Origin of the sequence: Actinomadura sp. NAK00032, assembly GCF_013364275.1 — a bacterium.
Taxonomy (GTDB): domain Bacteria; phylum Actinomycetota; class Actinomycetes; order Streptosporangiales; family Streptosporangiaceae; genus Spirillospora.
The window spans coordinates 189810-205776 of the sequence record NZ_CP054932.1; the positions used below are offsets into that span (position 1 = coordinate 189810).

Below are 15967 nucleotides of genomic sequence, written 5' to 3' on the forward strand. Positions count from 1 at the left end.
TCCTCACACGGTCAGCAGAATCTTGCCGACGTGACCGCTCTCTTCCATCAACTCGTGCGCGCGCGCCGCGTCCGCCATGGGGAAGGACTGGTCGATGACGGGACGGACGTCTCCGGACTCCAGCAGCGGCCACACGTGCTCGCGGACCCCGGCCACGATCTCCGCCTTCTCCTCCAGGGGGCGGGACCGCAGCGCCGTCGCGTGCACCAGCGCCCGCTTGCGCAGCAGCATGCCGATGTCCAGCTCCGCCTTGGCGCCGCCCTGGAGGCCGATCACCATCAGCCGTCCGCCGGTGGCGAGCGCCTCCACGTTCCGGGCCAGGTACTTGGCGCCGATCAGGTCGAGGATCACGTCGTACGGGCCGCTCTCGACGAAGTCGTCCTCGCGGTAGTTCACGGCGACGTCCGCGCCGAGTTCGCGGCAGCGGGCCGCCTTCTCCGCGCTGCCCACGGTCGTCACCACACGCGCGCCGCGCGCCTTGGCCAACTGGATGGCGAACGTCCCGATGCCGCTGCCGCCCCCGTGGACGAGCAGCGTCTCGCCCGCGCGCAGCCCGCCCAGCCAGAACACGTTCGACCACACCGTGCACGCGACCTCCGGGAGTCCGGCGGCGGCCGCGACGTCCACCCCGCGCGGCACCGGGAGCACCTGCGAGGCGGGCACGGCGACCCGTTCGGCATACCCTCCCCCGGCGAGCAGCGCGCACACCTCGTCGCCGGCGGCGAAACCGGTGACGCCGGCGCCCAGCGCCGAGATCCGGCCGGACACCTCCAGCCCGGGGTACGGGGGAGCGCCCGGCGGCGGCGGGTAGAAGCCCAGCCGCTGCATGACGTCCGCGCGGTTCACCGCGCTCGCCGCCACATCGATCAGCACTTCGCCCGGCTGCGGCTCCGGATCCGGTACCCGCGTCCACTCCAGGACGTCGGCACCCCCCGGCTCGCGGATCACGATCGCATGCATACCGATCACGCTACCCGGGCGCGCGGTGGGGCTCTCCCGTCCCCGGCATCCCACCCCAAGGTCGATCTACGCGCGGGATGCGTGGTATTGGGTGATGGGTATCCTGCGTGGGGGCCATTTTGCCCACCTGCACCGTGTTGATCATCAGAGGCGTGCCCGAGGGGGATAAACGGTGGCGAGGAACGAGCACGACGGGCGTTCCCTGGAGGAGCGGCTGGCCTCTCTGGACGCGATGAGCGGCGACACGGCCGGCCCGCCGGAGGACGGTGAGCAGGCGGCGCGGACCGCCCCCGCCGAGCAGGAGAACGCCCCACCCGAACCGCAGGCCGCGTCCGAGCCGCAGGCCGCGCCCGAACCCCAGGCCGCGCCGGGGCCACCGCCCGCCGCGCCGGAGGCCCAGGGGCCCGCGCCGGAGCAGCAGGGGCCGCCGCCCGTCCCGGACAACGGCAACCCCTGGCTCGCCGCGCCGCCCGCCTTCCAGGGCGCCCCCGAGAACACCGGCTTCGGCGCCGAGAGCTACGGCCCGCCGCAGCCGCCGCCCCCGCCCTACGACGGCGGCCCCGTCCCGCAGCCGCCGCCCTACGAGGGCGGCCCCATGCCGCAGCCGTTCGACGGGGGGATGCTCCCGCCGCCCTACTACCCGGCCCCGGCCTACGACCCGTCGCGGGTCCCGCAGCCGCCTCAGCCGCCTCAGCCGCCGCAGCAGTCGCCGTACGAGGCGGGCGACAGCGCCGCTCCGCCCCTCGACCAGCTGCCGCCCTACCCGTCCGACCAGTTCGCGCAGCAGCAGAACGCCGCCGGGCAGTACCAGCCGATCGACCCCGCCACCGGGCAGCCCTACCCGCAGGACACCGACGACTCCGGCCGCCCCTACGTGCCGATCGACCCCGCCACCGGCCGCCCGCTGCCGCCCGACGCCGTCGCCCCGCAGTTCCCGCCGATGATGGAGCCCGGGCCCGTCCAGCAGTACCCGCAGCAGGACGCGCAGTATCCCCCGCAGGACGCGCAGTACCAGCAGGACGTCCGGTACTCGCAGGACGTCCAGTACCAGCAGGACGCCAACGGCGCCGCCCAGCAGTACCCGCCGGCCGACCCGACCACGGGGCAGCCGTACCCGCAGCCCGACCCGAACGCCGGCCCGCCGTACGCCCCGCCCCTGCCGCGGGTGCACCCCACGGTCGATCCGAACACCGGGCAGCCGTACACGCAGTCCGATCCGGCCACGGGCCTGCCGTACCTGCCGGTCGACCCCGGCACCGGCCAGCCCTACCCGCAGGACCCCAACGCCCAGCAGTACCAGCAGTACCAGCAGATCAACCCCGCCACCGGCCAGCCGTACGTGCCCATCGACCCGAACACCGGGCAGCCGTACCCCGGCTACGGGCCGCAGCAGGGGCAGATGATCCCGCCGGGGCACGCCGCCCCGCCGCAGGAGCCGCAGAACACCGACAGCCTCAGCTCCGAGAACCTGCTGGGCGAGCGCCGCATCGCACCGTCCTCCGGATGGCGGCGCGCCGTCTACAAGGCGACCGCGGGCGGCATCCACCCCGGCGAGTCGCAGGGCGAGCTGCGCCGCAAGGACCTGATCGCGCGGGCCCGCACCCCCGTCGCCGGCGGGCACCACCGGGTCGCGGTCATGTCGCTGAAGGGCGGCGTCGGCAAGACGACCACCACCACCGGCCTCGGCTCCATGCTCGGCTCCTTCCGCGGCGACCGGGTGATCGCGGTGGACGCCAACCCCGACCGCGGCACGCTCTCGGACAAGGTGCGGCTGGAGACCGCGGCGACCGTCCGCGACCTGCTCAACAACCGCGACAACATCACCCGGTACGCGGACGTGCGCGCGTTCACCTCGCAGAACGAGGCGCGGCTGGAGATCCTCGCCTCCGACCGCGACCCGGCGGTCAGCGAGGCGTTCTCCGCCGAGGACTACGCCGCCGTCGCCGTCGTCCTGGAGCAGTACTACTCGGTCTGCATCACCGACTGCGGCACCGGCCTGCTGCACTCGGCGATGGCGGGCGTGCTGAGCCTCGCCGACCAGCTCGTCCTGGTCAGCTCCCCGTCGGTGGACGGCGCCCGCTCCGCGAGCGCGACCCTCGACTGGCTGGAGGCGCACGACCACGGGCACCTCGTGCGCAACGGCGTCGTCGTCCTGTCGATGGTCCGCAACCGCACCCGCAGCCAGGTCGACCTCGACAAGCTCCAGGCGCACTTCGAGAGCCGCTGCCGCGCGGTCGTCCGCATCCCCTACGACGACCACCTGGAGGAGGGCGCCGAGGTTGAGCTGGAGCAGCTCGCCCCCGCGACGCGCGAGGCGTACCTCACCCTCGCGGCCGTCGTCGGCGACGGCTTCGCCTTCCAACGCCCGCCCCAGCCCTGACCGGCCGGGTAGGGTCACGTTCCGTGACGGACGCCGATGGCTTGTACGTGGGGAAGGCGGGGCCGGACGCGGCCGGGGACCGGGGGTGGCTGCTCGGGCACTTCAAGGCGCCCGGCGACCTGCGGCACAGCGACGAGGTCGAGATCAAGTGGGGCGTCCACCCGAAGGGGGAGCGGCGCGCCCAGTGGACGGACGGCGAGAAGCGCACCGCCCTGCTCGTCCTGATCAGCGGCCGGTTCCGGCTGGAGTTCCCCGGCCGGAACGTCGTCCTCGCCGAGCAGGGCGACTACGTGGTGTGGGGGCGCGGCGTCGACCACTCGTGGGAGGCCGAGGAGGAGTCGGTCGTCATGACGGTCCGGTGGCCGTCCATCCCCGGCTACCGCGTCCCGGAGGAGCGATAGGTGTCCCGGACGCGCCGCCGTGACCGCTATCGTGGTCGGTGGCCGGACGACCGGCCGCCGGGAGAGTTCGCATAGTGGACTAGTGCAGGCGCCTTGAAAGCGCCCAGGGCTGGGGACAGTCCTCGTGGGTTCGAATCCCACACTCTCCGCTCGGAGCGGTGTGCACCACCCATGCGGGACGTTCGCCGTGAGACTCGCCGAACGTTACAAAGGGGCCGACTCGGGCAGAAGGCATCCGTTACCCTCTTCGGCATGTCGCAGACACCGAATGATCCGGCGGGCACGACGCACCAGTTCCAGAACTTCGCCAGCCAGGCGCAGCCGCAGAAGTCCGGCCCGAACGTGGGCATGATCGTCGGCATCGTCGCGGTGGTCGCGGTCGTCGTGGTGCTCGTCGCCGCGGTGATGATGCTCGGCTAGCCCTAGGGCGGAGTCACCGGCCCGAGCTGCTGAAGTGCTGGTAGTCCCTGGCGCCGCTCCATTCGCCGCCCCAGCCCCAGCCGATCGACGCGAACGCCTTCACGACCTTGTCGCCTGCGTGGATCATGCCCGGTGCGTCCAGCTCGCGGTTCTTGTACTTCGCGCAGTCCTTGTGGGCGGTGCGCCCGTCCGCGTAGACGTAGGGGTTCTGGCAGGGGTTGATGTCGACGGCGAGGCCGTACGCGTGCTGGGAGAACGAGCTGGACCCGGTCGCGTTGCGGCAGTTGAACGCGGAGGTGTTGTTGGCCTCGATCGAGTCGAAGTCGCTGCCGCCGTACTTGTCGACCGGCTCCATGCGCTCGATCGGGTAGCGCATGCCGTACAGCTTCTTGAAGACGGAGACGAGGTCGTCCGCCGCCTTGGCGTTGACGACGAGGCGCCCGCCGGTGTGCGGCTTGTCGTCCATGCCCCAGTACGTCATCTCGATCATCCGCAGCCCGGACGGCGCCACGGGGCAGCCCTTGCGCCAGGACGACTTCAGGTCGCCGGCGGTCACCTTCTTGACCGCGGCCTGGAAGGCCTGGTTCGTCGGGGCCGCCGACGGCGACGGCGCGCCGGACGCGGTGGGCGGCGTGGCGGACGGTGACTCGCCGGAGTCGTCGCCGCGGCCACATCCGGTCGCCGCGAGCGCCACCCCGAGCAGTGCGGCGAGGATGGTCGCGCTGGAAATCGGCCCTCTACCTGGCATCTTTGCAGCATACGCAGCTCAGGAGCGGCACGTGCGGCACTGCGCGTTCGCTACGGTGCGTTTGAACGCGCGCCCGCCGGATAGGGGCCGGGACGGACGGGCCGTGGACGCTCACTCAACCGCCGGGCATGTCGCCCGGTGACGTCCGGTCGCAGGGAGCCGGCATGACGGAAGCTCAGGAGAGCGACCTCCCCAGCCTCGAAGACGAGATCTTCGCCGTGGCGCACAGTGTGGAGGTGGAGCAGGGGGCCGTGCAGCCGCGGCTGCCGGCGGACAGGGCGCAGGTCCTGGTGGAGCGCGCGCGCGTGTTCCTCGGCCGGGACGTGAAGGCGCTGGCGGCGGGTTTCGGCGTGTTCCTGTTCGTCGACATCGTGATGATGTGGGCGCCGCTGATGATGAGCCGCCGGCCGAGCCTGCTGCCGCAGTTCGTCACGCTGCTGCTGCTGGCGTACGGGCTCGGCGGGCTGCTGGTGTGGAGGGTCGGGGGGAGGTGGCGGACGTTCGGCATCGGCATGATGCTCGCCTGGGTGTTCCTGACGCTGGTCTCCGTCGGCTTCCTGACCGGGGTGACGTTCCCCCTCTGACCTGGCCCGCGCTGAGTCAGGCGGCTCGTGCTGAGTCAGACGGGGCCGCGCTGAGTCAGACGGGGCCGAGGCGCTTCAGGACGAGGCTGAACGCGCGCCCGACGGCCTCCAGGTCGGCCGGGTCGACCACGTCGACGAAGAACGTCCGGACGGTCTCGACATGGTCGCGGGCGGCGCGTTCGAGCGCCGCGTAGCCGTCGTCGGTGAGGTGCGCGAAGACGCCGCGCTTGTCGTTGGGGCAGCTGTCGCGCTTGACCAGGCCCTTGCCCTCCAGGCGGGAGCAGGTGTGCGACAGCCGGCTGCGCGACTGGCTGGCGTTCTCGGCGAGCTCGGCCATCCGCAGCCGCCGCTCGGGGGCCTCCGACAGCCGGACGAGGATCTCGTACTCCGACACCGACAGGCCGTGCTTGGTCTTGAGGTCCCGGTCCATGATCTCGGTGAGCCGGACACTGCCGTCCACGTATGCCCGCCAATCGCGCTGCTGGGCGGCATCGAGCCAGCGAGGTTCGCTCATACCGGAAAGTATAGAACATATGTTGAAGATTCAACTAGCCCAGGCTATCTTCACGGTAGCAGCACCCGCCGCCGGAACCCGTCCGCCGGAATAGTTGAAGCATCAACTATGTTGTGGGGAGCAGTGCACCGCCCCGGCCGGGACGGGCACCCGAACGAGGGGAGAACCCCATGCCCGCCGTGATGGCCGACCCGCTGACCCTGCCCCGCCTCCCGCTGCTGCCGCAGGCGGACACCGACTGGCGGCGCGTCGCCAAGGTCGTGACCGCCAAGCGCCACCTCGAAGGCGAGGGGTTCCAGGTCAGGCGCCCCTTCCCGGGCATCGACCTGTCCCTGGCCGACCCGTTCCTGCTCCTCGACCACATGGGCGCCGTCGAGTACGCGCCCGGCGAGGCGAAGGGTACGCCGTGGCACCCGCACCGCGGCTTCGAGACGGTCACCTACATCATCGACGGCGCGTTCCAGCACCAGGACACCACCGGCGGGGGCGGCCTCATCTCGGACGGCGCCACGCAGTGGATGACCGCCGCGTCCGGGATCCAGCACATCGAGCAGCCGCCGCCCGAGATGGTCGACAAGGGCGGGCTGTTCCACGGCGTCCAGCTGTGGGTGAACCTGCCGCGCTCCCAGAAGTGGGTCGCGCCGCGCTACCAGGACATCGAGGCCCGCGACGTCAAGCTGCTGGCCGCCGACGACGGCTCGTCCCTCGTGCGCGTCATCGCCGGATCGGTCGCCGGACACGACGGCCCCGGCGTCACCTACACGCCGATCAACTACCTGCACGCGACGGTCGCGCCGGGCGCCAAGCTGGCGCTGCCGTGGCCGCGGGATTTCAACGCGCTCGTGTACGTGCTCTCCGGGCGCGGTACGGTCGGCGTGGAGGAGGTCGGGTTGGACGAGGGCCAGCTGGCCGTGTTCGCCGGCTCCCACCACAAGGGCACCGGTGACGGGCTGGTCGTCCGCGCGGCCGACACCCAGCCGCTCGCCAGCGCGAACGGGTGGGAGATCCTGGTCCTCGGCGGGCTGCCGATCCGCGAGCCGGTCGCCCGGTACGGGCCGTTCGTGATGAACACCCGTGACGAGATCGTCCAGGCCTTCGAGGACTTCCAGGCCGGACGGATGGGCACCGTCCCCGCGCAGAAGGTGCCGCACCGGTCCGACGCCGACGAGTCGCTCGCCTGACTCCGGCGGGCGGTCCTGTCCGGTACCCCGCTCCGGACAGGCCCGCCCCCGGGCCTTCTTCCGCGGGTTGTCGCGGTTCGCGTGACGCGACCGGGCGCATGCGCTAGTGTGTTCGAACAGTCGAACAGAAGTTCGACTTGTTCGGAACGCGCTCGCCTCGGGAGGCGACATGGTGGCGACGGCCACGCGAGGGCATGAGGCCCCGGCGCGCTGCGGGCGGCGGCAGGCGACACGCCGCAGCGTTTTCTACGCAAATCTACGGCCGCAGCTATATCGCCTCATAGAGTCCGACAGCGTGGACCCCGTGCGCAACCCCTATGCCCCGGGCGCCGGGCAGCGCCCTCCCGAGCTGGCCGGCCGCGACCGCGAGCTCAAGCAGTTCGAGGTGGTGCTCGAACGCGTGGCCCGCGGCCGCCCCGAACGCAGCATGATCGTCACCGGGCTGCGCGGCGTGGGCAAGACCGTGCTGCTCAACGCCTTCCGCTCGATGGCCATCCAGCGGCTGTGGGGGACGGGCAAGATCGAGGCCCGGCCCGACCAGTCGATCCGGCGCCCGGTCGCCTCCGCGCTGCACCGGGCCGTCCGCGAGCTGGCGCCCCGGCACCGCGCGCCCGACCGCATCGAGGAGTTCCTCGGCGTGCTGAAGGCGTTCGCGCAGTCGGGGCCCGAGCCGTCCGGCAAGTCCCAGGCCCGCGCGCACCGCTGGCAGCCCGGCATCGACGTGCCCGCCGCGCGCGGCCGCGCCGACTCCGGCGACCTGGAGATCGACCTCACCGAGCTGTTCGTGGACGCCGCGTCCGTCGCGACCGACGTCGGCGTCGGGATCGCCCTGTTCGTCGACGAGATGCAGGACATCCCCGCCGACGACGTCTCCGCCCTGTGCGCCGCGTGCCACGAGCTGTCGCAGGTCGGCGGGCCGCTGATCGTGGTCGGCGCGGGGCTGCCGCACCTGCCGGCCGTCCTGTCGGCCAGCAAGTCCTACTCCGAGCGGCTGTTCCGGTACGCGCGGATCGACCGGCTCGACCGGGAGTCCGCCGACCACGCCCTGATGGCCCCGGCCGAACGCGAGGACGTCACCTTCACCGAGGACGCCCTCGACGCGCTGTACGGCGCGGCCGACGGCTACCCCTACTTCGTCCAGGCCTACGCGAAGGTCGTCTGGGACGTCGCCCCCGACACCCCGATCACGGCGGACGACATCAAGGTCGCCGCCCCCGAGGCGGAGAGCGAACTCGCGGTCGGCTTCTTCGGCAGCCGCTACGAGCGCGCCACCCCCGCCGAGCGCGACTACATGCGCGCGATGGCCATGCTCGGCGACGATCCGGTGCCCACGGCCTCGGTCGCCGACGAGCTGGGCCGCAAACCGTCCAGCCTGTCGCCCGCCCGCGACGGACTCATCAAGAAGGGCCTCATCTACAGCGCCGAACGCGGCATGGTCGCCTTCACGGTCCCGCACTTCGGCAAGTTCCTCCGCTCCCAACCCGCCTGAACCCCGCTGCGGATCTATCCAGTCCTCTAGCAAAAAAGCTAGAGAACAGTAGAAAGCCGCATCGGCACAGCACCGTCACCCGAATATACGACTCTCTAGCCCCACCCATAGAGAGCCGTATATTCCCCTCGCCACACCTCTGGCCAAATCTAAAGCTCTCTAGCTCCTTTTGTAGAAAGCACTAGAAATCCCCAGAACCACCCCCCGCCGCCCTACTTCGAGGGTGGTGGTGGGGTTAGGGGTGGTGGATGCGGTAGCGCAGGTGCAGGACGTGCTTTGTGGGGTCTTCCTCCTGGGGCGTGGTCAAGCGGCGGACCGGGGTGAGTTCGATGTGTTCGGGCGGGAGGCCGTCGAACAGGCGGCGGCCCTGGCCGAGGAGGACTGGGACGACGTGCAGTTCCAGTTCGTCGAGCTGGCGCGCGCGCAGCAGCGCCTGCGCCGCTCCGGCACCGTGCACCATTACGTCGGCGTCCCCGGCCGCTGCGCGGGCCTGGGCGGCGCACTCGGCGGCATCGGTTACGTAGCGGACGCTGCCCGGCGGCGGGTCGTCCGGGACGTCGTGGGTCAGGACGAAGACGGGGACGCCGTCGTGGTGGTCGCCCTGCCAGCGGCCCGCGTGCTCGTAGGTGCGGCGGCCGGCGATGACGGCGCGGGTGGCCAGCACCTCCTGGTACACCTGCCCGCTGGGCCCCGGGTCGTCGCGCCGGTCGAGCCAGTTGAAGAGCCGGAACCCGCCGATGCCCATGGGCGCGTCCAGGCCGTCCTGCGGCCCGGCGACGTAACCGTCCAGGGACATGGTCATGTACAGCCGGATCAGCGCCATCGCCTCAGCCCTCCGTCCGCACGCGGTAGCGCAGGTGCGTCACGCCCGCCCCGTCCGCGCTCCGGAGCAGTTCGAGTTCGATGTGGTCGGGCGGCATGTCCGCGAAGAGCGGTTCACCCTGGCCGATCAGGACCGGGACCAGGTGGATCTGCAGCTCGTCGAGGACGCCGGCGGCGAGTGCCAGCCGAGCGGTGCGGGCCCCGTGGACCAGGACGTCCCTGTCGCCGGCCGCGTCCCTGGCCATGGTCATCGCGGCCGTCACGTCGCTCACATGGGTGACCCCGGGCCACCGCGGTTCCGGGGCGGGCCGACGGCGGCTCAGGACGAAGATCGGCACGCCGTCGTGGTGGTCGCCGCCCCAGCCGCCGGCGAGCTCGAACGTCCGCCGGCCGACGACGACCGCCCCGGTGGCCAGGACCTCGTCCATGACCTCGCGGTCCACGTCCGCCATGTGGCCGGCGAACCACTCGTGCAGCCGATGCCCGTCGTCGCCGAGGCCGTTGCCCGGCGCCACGTTGGGCCCGGCGATGAAGCCGTCCACCGACATTGACATGTACAGCACGGTCTTACTCACGTTTCGGGTCCTTTCCGTCAGCGCCCGCGGGCGGCCCGGCCCTTCCTCGACCACCATGCCGCAGGGCACGTGACGGCACCGGTGGATGGGTAGATAGGTGGCGTATGCCCATGTGACGGGCAGGACGTGCATGTCGGGGGGAAGCATGGCAGACGACGACCGCTTCCGCGGTCAGGATCCGGATCACCAGTTCAACCAGGACGACGACGCCCAGGACGAGCCGTCGGCGCGGCACGACCCGGGGCGCTACCGGTGGCAGGACGAGTCCTCGCCAGGCGAGGGGCGCGGGCCGTCCCGCCATGACGACGACTTCGGAAGCTTCGAGGACGAGTCCGGGAGCGACGACAGCACCTGGTGATCGCGCCCGAAGACGCATCGGTCAGTGTGCGGAGGCGGTCATCAGCCGGATGAGCTGGTCCAGGTAGCGGCGAAACCGGTCCAGGGCGTCGGGGGTGTCAGGCGCCGTCGGTCGGCCGGACGCGTCGGGAATGCCCGATTGCAGGTAACCGTTGATCGACCAGACCAGGGTCAGCATGAGCGCTTCGGGATCGACGTCCGGCCTGACCGCCGGGCGGATGATCTCGAGTGCCTGCCCCATGTTGAGCGCACTCGTCCGCTCCTCAAGGCCGGCGATGTCGCTCGCATCGGACAGCCAACGATGTATCCACAGCCTGGCCATCTCCGGATGCTCCAAGCAGTGGTCGACGTAGAGGTTCAGCAACTGGCGGAGACCGTCCGCGTCGCGGGTGATGTTCGGTGCGGCAGCCTGCACGTGATCGCGCCACAACTGGTTGGCCTCCTCGAAGGCCTGCACGTAGAGAGCGCGCTTGCCGCCGTAGCGTTCGGTCACCGCGTTGACGGTGACACCGAGCGCGTTCGCGATCATCTCGTTGGAGACCCCGTCGTAGCCGAGTTCGGAGAACAGCCGGGTGACCAGGGCCCGTACCTGCGCGTCCGTCGGATCTTGGGCGGCGTCCCCGGTTTCCATGCGGTCTCCATCTGCCTCTGACTCTTCGGCCACCATGACCATCCCCACAGCCGCGCGATCACCGCGTTCGACGAGGTGGATGCCGCTATCGAACGAATGATTACTCAGTGTAACACTGCGATGACCGCGTCCAAGAGCGTCGCCCGGCCACCGGTCGAGCGGTCTCTACGGGGCTATTGGACTCGTCCAATATGGGGCTAGACGGACATGGCGAGATCGGGGACGGCGATCGCCGAGCGGACGGTGCGGTCCCGCTCGGCCGTGGACACGGCGAAGACGATCTCCACATCACGCTCGTCCACCCGGCCCGCGAACGCGGCGAACCGCCAGCAGCCCTCGCGCCACACGTCCAGCGGGACGGCGCTGGCGATCGCGTTCTCGTGCTCGGCCCACGCCGCGCTCGCGTACAGCGTCTCGTACGTCTCCGCCAGCGGGCTGCGCCGCCGCTCGCTCGGCAGGCCGGCGGGCCGCCGGCGCCGCTCCGCCAGTTCCGCCAGCTCGGGAGAGAGCACCGCGAACAGCGCGACCTCGACCGCGAAGACGAGCCCCACCTGGACCTGGACGTCGCGCAGCACGTCCACGCCCGCGAGCGGCGCGCCGAGCGAGGCCACCGCCGCGCCGGTGAACAGGACGGCCCGCAGCACGCTGCGCCGCCCGACCCGCTTGCCGCTGAGGCCGCCGAAGCAGCCGCATCCGGCGTCCGGCCGGCGCACCCGCAGCTCCCCGACCACCCAGGTCGCCGCCGCGAACGCGATCGTCGTCGCGAGGCGCACCGATAAGTGCGAGGTCGCCAGCAGCGCGAGCCCGAGGACGCCCTCGCCGAAGCCGAGGCCGACCGCCATGCCGCGGCTGCCGCGCAGCGCGGTGAGCCGCGCGAGCCCGGCCGGCACCGGCACCCCGTGCACATGGTCGGGCGGCGCGCCCGCCGTCCGCTCCCGGACCATCAGCTTCGCCGCGCCCGCCGCCAGCAGCACCGCCGCCAGCAGCAGCACCTGGGTGTTCTGGAACGCGGTCACCATGGCCCCTCCACGGGCGGCACGTGCGGGCGGACGGAGGCGTTGAAGCATCCCGCCTCCAGGTCGCCGCCGAGCCCGGCGAACGCGACCGGCGTCAGTTCGACGATCCGGCCGCGCGGGGACGCGTCGCACTCCACGCACCGGTCGCAGAAGCGGGCCGCCGTGCAGCCGCACTCGACCACCGGGACGGTCGCGGCCCGCCCGCCGCACTCGTTGCGGACGGTCAGCTCCCCGCCCACCGACAGGTACGGGAACGGGACGCAGCCGGACGGGGCGTCCGCGCACCCGCCGGCGGCCCCCTCGGAGTCGACCGCCGGATAGGCCGCCCCGTCCGGCGTCTCGCCGCCGGCGTCCCCGAACCAGGTCGCCGTGCCGCGCAGCACCCCGGGCACGGGGGCCGTCGCGTCCGGCGCGGCGAGGTCGTCCGCCCGGTATCCGGGCTGGGACGTGCCGGGCCGCACCGCGTGCGGCCCGTCGGGGGACCCGACGCAGATCACGTCGAGCAGGTATCCGGGCTCCAGCCGCGGGTGCCGGACCAGGATCCGCTGCAGGGCGTGCGGGGGGATCACCACATGGGCGCGCCCGCGGTGCGCCCCCATGTCCACCTCCACGGTGTCCCTCCCGCACGCCAGGACCGTGCCGGCGACGCGCCCGATCCCGACCCACACCCGGTCGGCGGCGGCCACCCCCGGCGCACCGGCGCCGGCCGTACCCTCGCGCTGCCGGACGACCACGGGCCGCCCGGGGCGGAGCGCGGCGAGGCCCCCGCGCCCGCCGTGCCAGATCCGCGTGGCGTCGCTCATCGCGAGCCGGACCTCCGCGCCGCCCGCGTCCAGCACCAGCAGGTGCGGGCTGGCGTCCAGGACGGTCCCGGCCAGCGCGCGCAGCGGCGGCTCGGCGTCCTGCGCCATGGCCGCCGTCCCCCCGAACACGGCCTCCCGCCGCCGACGCCGCGCAGCCCGGCGTTCGACCAGGTCAAGCTGGATGTGCGCTTCGCGGCGTACGGCAGGGCGCGGGGACGGCGGCATCGCGAGACTCCGGCAGATTGATCACTCTGGGCGACCGCCGGGAAGACGGTGCGTCAAGAGTCACGTGCCGTGACTCGCCCTGTCGACGGATTTGTCGCGATAAGTCGACCGCCGGGGGATGTCTGATCTACCTGGGATGAAGATTATGAACTGGTTGACCCGGATATGTAGTTTTTGTAGGCCCCGAATTACGATCTTCATGCGAGGGTCGACCATACCCGGGAGTTGCCGACGGCGGCTCCGCAACCCCTTGGTCCGGTGGTGATGTGAACGCGACGCGGCACGAGGAGTTCCGCGCGTACGTCGCGGAGCGCGGGCCCGTGCTGCTGCGCGCCGCGACCCGGCTCACCCCCGACCGCGCCGAGGCCGAGGACCTCCTCCAGGCCGCCCTCGCCAAGACCTACCTCGCCTGGGACCGTATCGAGGACCGCGCCGCCGTGGACGGCTACGTCCGGCGCGCCATGGTCAACACGCAGATCTCCTGGTGGCGGCGCCGCAAGCTGGAGGTCTACCCCACCGACCGGCTCCCGGACCGCCCCGTCGACGACCATACCGACCGCAGCGAGATGCGCGACGCCCTCGGCCGCGCGCTCGACCGCCTCCCCGAACGCCAGCGCCTCGCCGTCATGCTCCGCTATTACGAGGACATGTCGGAAAGAGAGATCGCCGAAGTCCTGGGCGTAAGCGTAGGCACGGTGAAATCCACGGTCTCCCGAGCAATGACCCGCCTAAGAGAGCTGTACTAGCCCAGGGGGGCGACCCCCTGGAACCCCCGCCCGGTCGGCGGACCGTTTCCCCGATCCGCTGGCGCGTCTCGGTGAAACAGCCCGCCGACCGTCGGGTCGGGCGGCCTCCGGGCGCTAGGGCGCCCTCCGGCCGCCCGACCCGTGACCGGTGGCTGAGCTTCGAACCTGGGGGTGTCGCTTTGCCTGAACCGTGACCGGGGGCACGGGCAGGCACGCGGAGCGAGCGCCAGCGAGCGCAGCGGGCATGCCCGCCGACGCAGGCGACCGCAGCGACGCCACGCACACCCGCACGGGCACGACAGACCGCAACAGCGGCGTGAGGATCGCCTGCGTCGTGACGGGGGTTCCAGGGGGTCGCCCCCCTGGGAAACACAGCCCCCCTGGGGGAAACTGCGCTCATGTGGAGCACCATGCAGGAATTTCCGCTGACGATTACGACGATCATGCGCTACGGCGCGGAGATCTTCGGCACGGCCGAGGTCTCCACCTGGACCGGGGACGGTGCGCGGCGGCGGAGCTACGCGGAGGTCGGGGAGCGCGCCGCCCGGCTGGCCGGGGCGCTGCGCGGCCTCGGGGTGGACGGTGACCAGCGCGTCGCCACGTTCATGTGGAACAACGCCGAGCACCTGGAGGCATACCTGGCGGTACCGTCGATGGGCGCCGTCCTGCACACCCTCAATCTGCGGCTCTTCCCCGAGCAGCTCGTCTACATCGCCAACCACGCCGAGGACCGGGTCGTCCTCGTCGACGGGTCGCTGATCCCGCTGCTGGCGCCGGTGCTGCCGCGGCTGGAGACCGTCCGGCACGTGGTCGTGGTGGGGGACGGCGACCGCGGGCCGCTGGAGGGCGCGGGCAAGGAGCTGCACGGGTACGAGGAGCTGCTGGGCGCGGCGCCGGCGGAGTTCGCGTGGCCGGAGCTCGACGAGCGGTCCGCGGCGGCGATGTGCTACACGAGCGGCACGACCGGGAACCCGAAGGGCGTCGTGTACTCGCACCGGTCGGCGTACCTGCACTCGATGTCGACGTGCACGGGCAACTCGATCGGGCTGAGCGCGTCCGACATCGTCCTGCCGGTGGTCCCGATGTTCCACGCGAACGCTTGGGGGATGCCCTACGCGGCGGTGATGGCGGGCGCCTCGCTGGCCATGCCGGACCGGTTCCTCCAGGCCGAGCCGCTCGTCCGGCTGATCGAGACCGAGCGCCCGACGGTGGCCGGGGCGGTGCCGACGATCTGGTCGGACGTCCTGCGGTACACGAAGGAGCACGAGTCCGACCTCAGCTCGCTGCGGCTCGTGCCGTGCGGCGGGTCGGCGGTGCCGGAGGCGCTGATGCGCGGTTTCGACGAGGTCGGCGTCCGCATCGTGCAGGCGTGGGGGATGACCGAGACCTCGCCGGTCGCGTCGGTCGCGCACCCGCCGGTGAAGGCCGGGGAGGCGGACGCGTGGCGGGCCCGGATCAGCCAGGGCCGCGTCCTCGCGGGCCTGGAGATGCGGATCGTCGGGGACGGCGACCGGGTGCTGCCGAACGACGGCGAGGCGGTGGGCGAGGTCGAGATCCGCGGCCCGTGGATCACCGGCGCCTACCACCTCGACGAGGACCCCGCGAGGTTCCACGACGGCTGGCTGCGCACCGGGGACGTCGGGACCCTGTCGGCGGACGGCTTCCTCGTCCTCACCGACCGGGCGAAGGACGTCATCAAGTCCGGCGGCGAGTGGATCTCCTCGGTGGAGCTGGAGAACCACCTGATGGCGCATCCGGACATCGTCGAGGCGGCCGTGGTCGGCGTCCCCGACGAGCGGTGGCAGGAGCGGCCGCTCGCCTCGGTGGTGCTGCGCGAGGGCGCCGACGTCACCCCGGAGGCGCTCCGGGAGTTCCTGTCCGACCGGATCCCGAAGTGGCAGCTCCCTGAGCGGTGGTCGTTCATCGCCGAGGTGCCCAAGACGTCCGTGGGCAAGTTCGACAAGAAGGTGCTGCGGCGCCGGTACGCCGACGGTGACCTGGAGGTTCACCAAGCCGGCTGAGTCCCCGGCGCGAGGAGGCGCCGACCGGGCGGCTGACTCGATTCTGACGACGAGTCATGCGCCACGTGGTCACAGAGAGAGGCGATAACGCACC

At 72.0% G+C, this 15967-nt stretch carries 17 protein-coding genes and 1 tRNA gene; 10 read left to right on the plus strand and 8 right to left on the minus strand.

Going from position 1 to position 15967, the window contains the following annotated elements; translation table 11 throughout:
- Positions 1 to 3: 3 nt before the first annotated feature.
- Positions 4 to 960 carry an NAD(P)H-quinone oxidoreductase gene (locus HUT06_RS00945; RefSeq protein ID WP_176193940.1) on the minus strand — a complete coding sequence of 319 codons (957 nt, stop codon included), beginning with the start codon at positions 958 to 960 and terminating at the stop codon, positions 4 to 6.
- A 172-nt stretch (positions 961 to 1132) separates the two neighbouring features.
- On the opposite strand from HUT06_RS00945, the gene HUT06_RS44270 reads away from it, so the two are divergent.
- The 4 genes from HUT06_RS44270 to HUT06_RS00965 all read left to right on the plus strand — a co-directional run bounded on the left by HUT06_RS44270 (position 1133) and on the right by HUT06_RS00965 (position 4161).
- The gene (locus tag HUT06_RS44270) at positions 1133 to 3340 is read left to right on the plus strand and encodes an AAA family ATPase (protein ID WP_254714907.1); all 2208 of its coding nucleotides are present in this window, start codon (positions 1133 to 1135) and stop codon (positions 3338 to 3340) included.
- A 23-nt stretch (positions 3341 to 3363) separates the two neighbouring features.
- Positions 3364 to 3741, plus strand: coding sequence for a signal peptidase I (locus tag HUT06_RS00955; RefSeq protein WP_176193941.1), 378 nt, complete (start codon positions 3364 to 3366; stop codon positions 3739 to 3741).
- Between the two features lie 60 nt (positions 3742 to 3801).
- Positions 3802 to 3890, plus strand: a tRNA-Ser gene (locus tag HUT06_RS00960).
- A 103-nt stretch (positions 3891 to 3993) separates the two neighbouring features.
- On the plus strand, positions 3994 to 4161 hold the full coding sequence (locus HUT06_RS00965; protein WP_176193942.1) for a hypothetical protein: 168 nt from the start codon (positions 3994 to 3996) through the stop codon (positions 4159 to 4161).
- 13 nt (positions 4162 to 4174) lie between these two features.
- Here HUT06_RS00965 and HUT06_RS00970 read toward each other — a convergent pair whose 3' ends face one another.
- Complete coding sequence (locus HUT06_RS00970; RefSeq protein WP_176193943.1) at positions 4175 to 4909, minus strand: M15 family metallopeptidase; 735 nt, start codon at positions 4907 to 4909, stop codon at positions 4175 to 4177.
- 164 nt (positions 4910 to 5073) lie between these two features.
- On the opposite strand from HUT06_RS00970, the gene HUT06_RS00975 reads away from it, so the two are divergent.
- Entirely contained in the window at positions 5074 to 5493 is a 420-nt protein-coding gene (locus tag HUT06_RS00975; protein ID WP_176193944.1) for a hypothetical protein, read from the plus strand.
- 55 nt (positions 5494 to 5548) lie between these two features.
- Here the strand turns inward: HUT06_RS00975 and HUT06_RS00980 are convergent, their stop codons facing one another.
- On the minus strand, positions 5549 to 6007 hold the full coding sequence (locus HUT06_RS00980; protein WP_176193945.1) for a MarR family winged helix-turn-helix transcriptional regulator: 459 nt from the start codon (positions 6005 to 6007) through the stop codon (positions 5549 to 5551).
- 170 nt (positions 6008 to 6177) lie between these two features.
- Between HUT06_RS00980 and HUT06_RS00985 the strand changes: the two genes are divergently transcribed.
- Positions 6178 to 7188: a pirin family protein gene (locus HUT06_RS00985; RefSeq protein WP_176193946.1), complete on the plus strand. Its 1011-nt coding sequence runs from the start codon at positions 6178 to 6180 to the stop codon at positions 7186 to 7188.
- 295 nt (positions 7189 to 7483) lie between these two features.
- Entirely contained in the window at positions 7484 to 8677 is a 1194-nt protein-coding gene (locus tag HUT06_RS00990; protein WP_176193947.1) for an ATP-binding protein, read from the plus strand.
- A gap of 235 nt (positions 8678 to 8912) precedes the next feature.
- On the opposite strand, the gene HUT06_RS00995 is transcribed toward HUT06_RS00990, so the two are convergent.
- Both HUT06_RS00995 and HUT06_RS01000 read right to left on the minus strand, forming a co-directional pair.
- On the minus strand, positions 8913 to 9500 hold the full coding sequence (locus HUT06_RS00995) for a dihydrofolate reductase family protein (RefSeq protein WP_176193948.1): 588 nt from the start codon (positions 9498 to 9500) through the stop codon (positions 8913 to 8915).
- A 4-nt stretch (positions 9501 to 9504) separates the two neighbouring features.
- The gene (locus HUT06_RS01000; RefSeq protein WP_217711135.1) at positions 9505 to 10074 is read right to left on the minus strand and encodes a dihydrofolate reductase family protein; all 570 of its coding nucleotides are present in this window, start codon (positions 10072 to 10074) and stop codon (positions 9505 to 9507) included.
- A gap of 145 nt (positions 10075 to 10219) precedes the next feature.
- Here HUT06_RS01000 and HUT06_RS01005 point away from each other — a divergent pair, with 145 nt between their 5' ends.
- On the plus strand, positions 10220 to 10432 hold the full coding sequence (locus HUT06_RS01005; RefSeq protein ID WP_176193950.1) for a hypothetical protein: 213 nt from the start codon (positions 10220 to 10222) through the stop codon (positions 10430 to 10432).
- Positions 10433 to 10453: 21 nt separating this feature from the next.
- Here HUT06_RS01005 and HUT06_RS01010 read toward each other — a convergent pair whose 3' ends face one another.
- The 3 genes from HUT06_RS01010 to HUT06_RS01020 all read right to left on the minus strand — a co-directional run bounded on the left by HUT06_RS01010 (position 10454) and on the right by HUT06_RS01020 (position 12989).
- The gene (locus HUT06_RS01010; RefSeq protein ID WP_176193951.1) at positions 10454 to 11062 is read right to left on the minus strand and encodes a TetR/AcrR family transcriptional regulator; all 609 of its coding nucleotides are present in this window, start codon (positions 11060 to 11062) and stop codon (positions 10454 to 10456) included.
- 197 nt (positions 11063 to 11259) lie between these two features.
- Positions 11260 to 12081 (minus strand): MauE/DoxX family redox-associated membrane protein, encoded by an 822-nt coding sequence (locus HUT06_RS01015; RefSeq protein WP_176193952.1) that lies wholly within the window; start codon positions 12079 to 12081, stop codon positions 11260 to 11262.
- The gene (locus tag HUT06_RS01020; protein WP_176193953.1) at positions 12075 to 12989 is read right to left on the minus strand and encodes a hypothetical protein; all 915 of its coding nucleotides are present in this window, start codon (positions 12987 to 12989) and stop codon (positions 12075 to 12077) included. The genes HUT06_RS01015 and HUT06_RS01020 overlap by 7 nt, the downstream gene beginning before the upstream one ends.
- Before the next feature lie 383 nt (positions 12990 to 13372).
- Here HUT06_RS01020 and HUT06_RS01025 point away from each other — a divergent pair, with 383 nt between their 5' ends.
- Both HUT06_RS01025 and HUT06_RS01030 read left to right on the plus strand, forming a co-directional pair.
- A complete protein-coding gene (locus HUT06_RS01025; protein ID WP_176193954.1) occupies positions 13373 to 13852 on the plus strand; it encodes a SigE family RNA polymerase sigma factor in 480 nt (159 codons plus the stop codon).
- 398 nt (positions 13853 to 14250) lie between these two features.
- Positions 14251 to 15873 (plus strand): long-chain fatty acid--CoA ligase, encoded by a 1623-nt coding sequence (locus tag HUT06_RS01030; RefSeq protein WP_176193955.1) that lies wholly within the window; start codon positions 14251 to 14253, stop codon positions 15871 to 15873.
- Positions 15874 to 15967: the final 94 nt, after the last annotated feature.

Excerpts from the sequence above, each read along its gene's own strand:
- HUT06_RS01020 (WP_176193953.1), bottom strand. The coding sequence starts at position 12,989 with ATGGCGCAGGACGCCGAGCCGCCGCTGCGCGCGCTGGCCGGGACCGTC.
- HUT06_RS00965 (WP_176193942.1), top strand. The coding sequence starts at position 3,994 with ATGTCGCAGACACCGAATGATCCGGCGGGCACGACGCACCAGTTCCAG.
- HUT06_RS00970 (WP_176193943.1), bottom strand. The coding sequence starts at position 4,909 with ATGCCAGGTAGAGGGCCGATTTCCAGCGCGACCATCCTCGCCGCACTG.
- HUT06_RS00985 (WP_176193946.1), top strand. The coding sequence starts at position 6,178 with ATGCCCGCCGTGATGGCCGACCCGCTGACCCTGCCCCGCCTCCCGCTG.
- HUT06_RS00980 (WP_176193945.1), bottom strand. The coding sequence starts at position 6,007 with ATGAGCGAACCTCGCTGGCTCGATGCCGCCCAGCAGCGCGATTGGCGG.
- HUT06_RS01030 (WP_176193955.1), top strand. The coding sequence starts at position 14,251 with ATGTGGAGCACCATGCAGGAATTTCCGCTGACGATTACGACGATCATG.
- HUT06_RS01005 (WP_176193950.1), top strand. The coding sequence starts at position 10,220 with ATGGCAGACGACGACCGCTTCCGCGGTCAGGATCCGGATCACCAGTTC.
- HUT06_RS01015 (WP_176193952.1), bottom strand. The coding sequence starts at position 12,081 with ATGGTGACCGCGTTCCAGAACACCCAGGTGCTGCTGCTGGCGGCGGTG.
- HUT06_RS00995 (WP_176193948.1), bottom strand. The coding sequence starts at position 9,500 with ATGGCGCTGATCCGGCTGTACATGACCATGTCCCTGGACGGTTACGTC.
- HUT06_RS00975 (WP_176193944.1), top strand. The coding sequence starts at position 5,074 with ATGACGGAAGCTCAGGAGAGCGACCTCCCCAGCCTCGAAGACGAGATC.
- HUT06_RS01010 (WP_176193951.1), bottom strand. The coding sequence starts at position 11,062 with ATGGAAACCGGGGACGCCGCCCAAGATCCGACGGACGCGCAGGTACGG.
- HUT06_RS00945 (WP_176193940.1), bottom strand. The coding sequence starts at position 960 with ATGCATGCGATCGTGATCCGCGAGCCGGGGGGTGCCGACGTCCTGGAG.